The organism is Geobacillus zalihae NBRC 101842 (genome assembly GCF_001544135.1).
GTDB lineage: Bacteria > Bacillota > Bacilli > Bacillales > Anoxybacillaceae > Geobacillus > Geobacillus zalihae.
The window spans coordinates 63,530-70,138 of the sequence record NZ_BCPV01000015.1 but is presented as its reverse complement, the minus strand read 5'-3'; the positions used below and the strand labels follow the sequence as shown (position 1 = coordinate 70,138).

The 6,609-nt window shown below is 54.8% G+C and carries 8 protein-coding genes; all 8 read right to left on the bottom strand.

Annotated elements, in window-relative coordinates; all coding sequences use genetic code 11:
• Nucleotides 1-74 precede the first annotated feature (74 nt).
• Nucleotides 75-476, bottom strand: a complete 402-nt coding sequence (locus GZ1_RS06675) for a F0F1 ATP synthase subunit epsilon (protein WP_015376059.1) — start codon at nucleotides 474-476, stop codon at nucleotides 75-77.
• A gap of 22 nt (nucleotides 477-498) precedes the next feature.
• Nucleotides 499-1,920 (bottom strand): F0F1 ATP synthase subunit beta, encoded by a 1,422-nt coding sequence (atpD, locus tag GZ1_RS06670; protein ID WP_011232825.1) that lies wholly within the window; start codon nucleotides 1,918-1,920, stop codon nucleotides 499-501.
• 27 nt (nucleotides 1,921-1,947) lie between these two features.
• On the bottom strand, nucleotides 1,948-2,805 hold the full coding sequence (gene atpG, locus GZ1_RS06665) for an ATP synthase F1 subunit gamma (protein WP_011232826.1): 858 nt from the start codon (nucleotides 2,803-2,805) through the stop codon (nucleotides 1,948-1,950).
• 67 nt (nucleotides 2,806-2,872) lie between these two features.
• Nucleotides 2,873-4,381, bottom strand: a complete 1,509-nt coding sequence (gene atpA / locus GZ1_RS06660; RefSeq protein ID WP_060788161.1) for a F0F1 ATP synthase subunit alpha — start codon at nucleotides 4,379-4,381, stop codon at nucleotides 2,873-2,875.
• 24 nt (nucleotides 4,382-4,405) lie between these two features.
• Entirely contained in the window at nucleotides 4,406-4,942 is a 537-nt protein-coding gene (locus GZ1_RS06655) for a F0F1 ATP synthase subunit delta (protein ID WP_011232828.1), read from the bottom strand.
• Nucleotides 4,939-5,472: a F0F1 ATP synthase subunit B gene (atpF, locus tag GZ1_RS06650; protein ID WP_174520674.1), complete on the bottom strand. Its 534-nt coding sequence runs from the start codon at nucleotides 5,470-5,472 to the stop codon at nucleotides 4,939-4,941. The genes GZ1_RS06655 and atpF overlap by 4 nt, the downstream gene beginning before the upstream one ends.
• Before the next feature lie 122 nt (nucleotides 5,473-5,594).
• On the bottom strand, nucleotides 5,595-5,813 hold the full coding sequence (gene atpE, locus GZ1_RS06645; protein ID WP_011232830.1) for a F0F1 ATP synthase subunit C: 219 nt from the start codon (nucleotides 5,811-5,813) through the stop codon (nucleotides 5,595-5,597).
• Between the two features lie 70 nt (nucleotides 5,814-5,883).
• Nucleotides 5,884-6,597, bottom strand: coding sequence for a F0F1 ATP synthase subunit A (gene atpB, locus GZ1_RS06640; protein WP_060788159.1), 714 nt, complete (start codon nucleotides 6,595-6,597; stop codon nucleotides 5,884-5,886).
• Between the last annotated feature and the right edge of the window lie 12 nt (nucleotides 6,598-6,609).

Genomic DNA, 6,609 nt, shown 5'->3' with positions numbered 1-6,609 from the left:
GCGTTTGCCTCTCTCCTTGACGGACGATTCTTCCGTTTTCATCAAAAAAAGCAGGGGAAAAACTCCCCTGCTTTTTACTTCATTTCCGCAACGCTCAAACGGTTCATGGCGCGTTTTAACGCCAGTTCGGCCCGTTTGAAGTCGATGTCATCCTGCTGGCTTTGCAGGCGGCGCTCCGCCCGCTCTTTCGCCGCTTTGGCGCGGAGGACGTCAATGTCCTCCGCCCGTTCAGCAGCTTGAGCCAAAATCGTCACGTTGTCCGGGCGGACTTCCAAAAAGCCGCCGCTGACGGCAATGTATTGCGTTTTGCCGCCTTTTTTCAACCGGGCCGCGCTGATCTCGAGCGGGGCGACAAGCGGGATGTGCCCCGGCAAAATGCCGAGCTCGCCGCTTTTCGCTTTGACGCTGACCATCTCAACATCGTCTTCGTACACCGGGCCATCAGGAGTAACGACGCTCACGTGGATCGTTTTCATTGTCCAATCCCCCTATCCCGGGTCACACTTCGACACCCATCGCTTTCGCTTTTTCAACGACTTCTTCAATGCGGCCGACTAAGCGGAACGCATCTTCCGGAAGATGGTCGTATTTGCCTTCCAAAATTTCTTTAAAGCCGCGCACCGTTTCTTTGACCGGCACGTAGGAGCCCGGTTGGCCCGTGAACTGCTCCGCCACGTGGAAGTTTTGCGACAAGAAGAACTGGATGCGGCGGGCGCGGTGAACGACGAGTTTGTCTTCGTCCGACAGTTCGTCCATCCCCAAGATGGCGATGATGTCTTGCAATTCTTTATAACGTTGCAGCGTTTGCTGCACTTTGCGGGCGACTTGATAATGCTCCTCGCCGACGATTTCCGGCGCCAACGCACGCGATGTCGAAGCGAGCGGGTCAACGGCCGGATAAATCCCCATCTCCGCGAGTTTCCGCTCCAGGTTCGTCGTCGCATCCAAGTGCGAGAACGTCGTGGCCGGAGCCGGGTCCGTATAGTCGTCGGCCGGGACGTAAATCGCTTGAATCGAGGTGATCGAGCCTTTCGCCGTCGACGTGATCCGCTCTTGCAATTGACCCATCTCCGTCGCCAATGTCGGTTGGTAACCAACGGCCGACGGCATGCGGCCTAACAGCGCCGACACTTCCGAACCGGCCTGCGTGAAACGGAAGATGTTATCGATAAAGAGCAACACGTCTTGGCCTTGTTCATCACGGAAGTATTCGGCCATCGTCAAGCCGGTCAAGGCGACGCGCATCCGCGCCCCCGGCGGCTCATTCATTTGTCCGAACACCATGGCCGTTTTGCTGATGACGCCGGAATCTTTCATCTCATGGTACAAGTCGTTTCCTTCGCGCGTCCGTTCGCCGACGCCAGCAAAGACGGAAATCCCGCCGTGCTCTTGGGCGATGTTGTGAATCAGCTCTTGGATCAAGACCGTTTTTCCTACGCCAGCGCCGCCGAACAAACCGATTTTTCCGCCTTTAATATACGGGGCAAGCAAGTCAACGACTTTAATCCCCGTTTCCAAAATTTCGACTTCCGTCGCCAATTCCTCGAATTTTGGCGCCGGACGGTGAATCGGGTCGCGGCGGGCGTCAGCCGGAATGTCGCCTTCCAAGTCGATCGGCTCGCCCAAGACGTTGAACACGCGGCCAAGCGTGACTTCGCCGACCGGCACCGAAATCGGTGCACCGGTATCGATGACTTCCATGCCGCGGATGAGGCCGTCTGTGGACGCCATCGCGATCGTCCGTACTGTATCATCGCCAAGGTGCAAGGCGACTTCCAATGTCAAGTCGATGTCGACTTCGTTTTCGTTGCGCGCTTTATGTTGAATTTTCAGGGCGTTGTAGATCGCCGGCAAGTGGCCGTTCTCAAACTTGACGTCTACAACCGGACCCATGACTTGGATAACGCGTCCTCTTGTCATCGTTTTCCCTCCTAACTTGCTAGTCCCCTATTGCAAGGCGTTTGCTCCGGCGACAATTTCCGTAATTTCTTGCGTAATCGCCGCTTGGCGAGCGCGGTTGTAGGAAAGCGTCAATGTGCGAATGAGCTCGTTCGCATTGTCCGTTGCGTTCTTCATCGCCGTCATGCGGGCGGCGTGTTCGCTTGCTTTTGCATCGAGCAATGCGCCGTAAATGAGGCTTTCCGCATACTGCGGCAATAAGACGTCCAAAATTTCTTCTTGCGACGGTTCAAATTCGTACACCGTGCGTTGCTTATTCTCCGCCAAGTCAGTGAGCGGCAGAAGCTTCCGTTCCGTCACCTCTTGCTGGATCGCGCTCACGTAATGGTTGTAATACATATACAGCTCGTCAAACGTACCGTCGGCGAATAACCCAACCGTTTTGCGGGCGATTTCTTTAATATCGGCAAACGACGGCTGGTCCGGCAAGCGGGTGATGTCGAGAATGACCGGCATGTTCCGCTTGCGGAAAAAGCTCAACCCGACGCGGCCGATGACGATGATCGCATATTCGTCCGGAGAAGCATGGCGTTTTTGGATCGTTTGGTACACGAGGCGCAGCACGTTGCTGTTGTACGCGCCAGCCAGACCGCGATCCGACGTGATCACGAGATAACCGGTTTTTTTCACCGGGCGCGAAACGAGCATCGGATGTGAAGCGCCGCCGGCGCCAAGCGCCACATTAGCCACGACTTCTTGAATTTTCTCCATATATGGAACGAACGATTTCGCGTTTTGCTCCGCGCGGTTCAGCTTCGACGTCGAGACCATTTCCATCGCTTTTGTAATTTGGCTTGTCTTCTTCGTCGCATTGATGCGCGTTTTAATATCGCGTAACGATGCCAAAGGTTTCACCACCTTTTTGCTGCACGGGTTCTAACAGGCGTGAGGGGGCGATATGCCCCCGCCGGCCTTATTGAGAAACGACAAACGTTTTCTTGAACGCTTCGATCGCTTGATTGAGATCGTCTTCGTTCGGAAGATCTTTCGTCGTGCGGATGTGCTCAAGCAAGTGTTGGCCGTTTTGGTCGAGCCACAAGTAAAACTCTTTCTCGAAACGGCGCACATCTTCAACCGGAATGTCGTCCAAAAAGCCGCGCGTCAATGCATAGATGATCAACACTTGTTTTTCGACCGGAATCGGCTGATGCAAATCTTGCTTCAGCACTTCGACCGTGCGCGCCCCGCGGGCGAGCTTCGCTTGCGTCGCCTTGTCGAGGTCGGAGCCGAATTGGGCGAACGCCTCCAGCTCACGGTAAGCGGCCAAGTCCAAACGGAGCGTCCCGGCTACTTTTTTCATCGCTTTGATTTGCGCTGCCCCACCGACGCGCGAAACGGACAACCCTGCGTTGATCGCTGGGCGGACGCCGGAGAAGAACAAGTCCGATTGCAAGAAAATTTGCCCGTCCGTAATCGAGATGACGTTCGTCGGAATGTACGCGGAAATATCGCCCGCTTGCGTTTCGACGAACGGAAGCGCAGTCAACGAACCGCCGCCTTTGGCATCGCTCAATTTCGCTGCGCGCTCAAGCAGGCGGGAGTGCAAGTAGAAAATATCCCCCGGATACGCTTCACGGCCCGGCGGACGGCGAAGCAAGAGCGACAATTCACGGTATGCCGCGGCTTGTTTCGATAAATCGTCATAGACCACTAACACGTGTTGGCCTTTATACATGAAATACTCGCCCATCGCCACACCGGCATACGGCGCCAAGAACAAAAGCGGAGCCGGCTGCGACGCCGAAGCGGTGACGACGATCGTATAGTCGAGCGCGCCGTGTTTGCGGAGCGTTTCGACAACGGTGCGGACCGTCGATTCTTTTTGCCCGATGGCGACATAAATACAAATCATGTTTTGGTCTTTTTGGTTGATGATCGTGTCAATGGCGACGGACGTTTTCCCTGTTTGCCGGTCGCCGATGATGAGTTCGCGCTGGCCGCGGCCGATCGGCACGAGCGCGTCGATCGCTTTAATCCCGGTTTGCAGCGGCTCATGCACCGATCTCCGGTCCATAACGCCCGGCGCCGGGCTCTCGATCGGGCGCGTTTCCGTCGTTTCCACCGGCCCTAATCCGTCAACAGGCTGACCGAGTGGGTTGACGACGCGGCCGATGAGCGCTTCCCCAACGGGCACTTCCATGATCCGGCCCGTACGGCGCACTTCGTCCCCTTCTTTAATGCCGGTGTACGGTCCTAAAATAACGATACCGACGTTGTTTTCTTCCAAGTTCAACGCCATGCCCATCACGCCGTTGGCAAACTCGACGAGCTCGCCGGACATGACGTTATCGAGCCCATGAGCGCGCGCGATCCCGTCGCCGACTTGGATGACGGTGCCGACGTCGCTCACTTGGATTTGCGATTCATAGTTTTCAATCTGCTGCTTAATGAGCGCGCTGATTTCTTCCGCTCGAATGCTCATGCCTTTCACCCCTGTCTTCAAATGTTAGCCGATCAGCTGCCGCCGAATCCGTTCAAGCTGCCCGCTGACGCTGCCGTCGTAAATGCGGTTGCCGATGCGCAGCTTCACGCCGCCGATGAGTTCCGGATCAATGATATTTTCGATCTCAAGCGTCTGTTTGCCGACTTTTTGGGCAAAGACGTCGGAAAGCGCCCGCAGTTCTTCGTCCGTCAACGGCCGCGCCGAATAGGCGACCGCCTTGGCGATGCCGCGCGCATCGTCGACGAGGGCGAGAAACTGTTCCGCCAGCTCGGGCACAAGGCCGAAGCGATGGCGCTCCAGAAGAAGGAGAAGCGTGTTTTGCACCGGGGTGGACACACCGGCGAACGCTTCGCGGATGAGCGCTTTTTTCTGATCCAAGGAAAGTTTCGGATACGAAAGAAGCGATAAAAACTCGCCGTTTTCCGCCAACGCCTGGCGCACGGCGCGAACATCTTCTTCGATTCGATCAAGCTGTCCTTGTTCGAGCGCGATTTGGAACAAAGCGGACGCGTACCGTTTGGCGATCACTTCTTGGTTCATCGCGCTCCTCCTGCCTCTTGAACGTCTTTGATGTACGCTTCGATCAGCTTGCGTTGATCTTGCTCGGTCAGCTCTTTTTCAATCACTTTTGAGGCGATCAAGACAGACAACGAGGCCACTTGTTCGCGGAGCGCGGCCATCGCCTGTTCTTTTTCACGCTCGATTTCTTTTTTCGCCGCTTCTTTCACCCGTTCCGCTTCCGCACGGGCCGAGGCGACAATTTGTTCTTTCTGCTCTTCAGCCAGCTTGCGCGCGTTTTCAATGAGCGCTTGCGCTTCTTGGCGCGACTGCTTCATCAGTTCGCGCTGTTCTTCAAGAAGTTTTTCTGCTTCTTGACGGCGTTTTTCCGCCTGGTCGATTTCGTTCGCGATATGTTCTTCACGTTGTTTCATGATATTCATTAACGGCTGCCAAGCGAATTTGCGCAACAAGGCCAGCAAAATAATGAACATCAGCAATTGGTAAATAATCGTGCCGCCGCTGATGCCGTGCGCCGCTTCGCCGAGCGCCCATACGTTTGCCTTCCACAACACCGCGTTTCACTCCTTTCGACAGCTATCGCACCGACGCGATCTCGCAAAATCGCACATAAAGGAATGGCGAAGGTGGTCGTTGACACGAACTTCGCCATCACTTTCCATATATCGATTTCTTATCGACCTAAGTAAATGAACGAGAAGACGACACCGATGATCGGAAGCGCCTCAACCAACGCAACCCCGATGAACATCGTCGTTTGCAAAACAGGACGCAATTCTGGTTGACGGGCAATCCCTTCAATGGTACGGCTGACGATCAATCCGTTGCCGATGCCGGCGCCTAACGCCCCCAAACCTACCGCAATCGCAGCTGCAAGTACACCCAAACTCATGTTGATAGCTCCTCCTTCACAATGTTAAAGTAATGTTTCATTCAAGTCTTGCTCTAATGAAAAGGAACGCTCAATGGTCATGACTGACCTTATGAGCCATATAAACCATGGTCAGCATCGTAAAAATGAACGCTTGAATCGTTCCGACAAAAATGCTGAACGCTTGCCACACCATCATCGGGATGGCGGCGCCGACAGCGCCGAGCACACCGTAATGCGTGCCAAGGCTGGCGAGCAAGCCAAGCAAAATTTCCCCGGCGTAAATGTTCCCGAAAAGACGCAAACCGAGCGTCAGCGTGTTGGCAAACTCTTCAATGATTTTGAGCGGGAACAACCAGGCGACTGGACGGGTGTAGTCGCGCAAATATTCGGACGCCCCTTTCATTTTGACGCCATAGTAGTGGGTGAGGGCGACGACCATCACCGCCAGCGTCAACGTAACGGTCGCATCCGCGGTCGGCGATTTCCACCAAAGTTCACCGTTGACATGGACGGAAAACGGCAGTCCAAGCATATTGGCCACAAACACATACATGATGAGCGTGACGCCCAGCGTCAAAAAGCGGCCGCCCGTTTGCCAATCCATCGTGCTGTTAATGATGCCTCTGACAAAGTCAAAGACCCACTCCATAAAGTTTTGCATTCCCGTCGGACGCAGCTGAAGCGAGCGAGTAGCCGCAACAGCAATGATGAACACGATCAAACAGGTGATCGTAATCATCAACATATCAGATAAATTAAACGTAAGGCCTAAAAATTCGACAAGCGGCGCTTTATGCTCCATCCTCTCTCACCT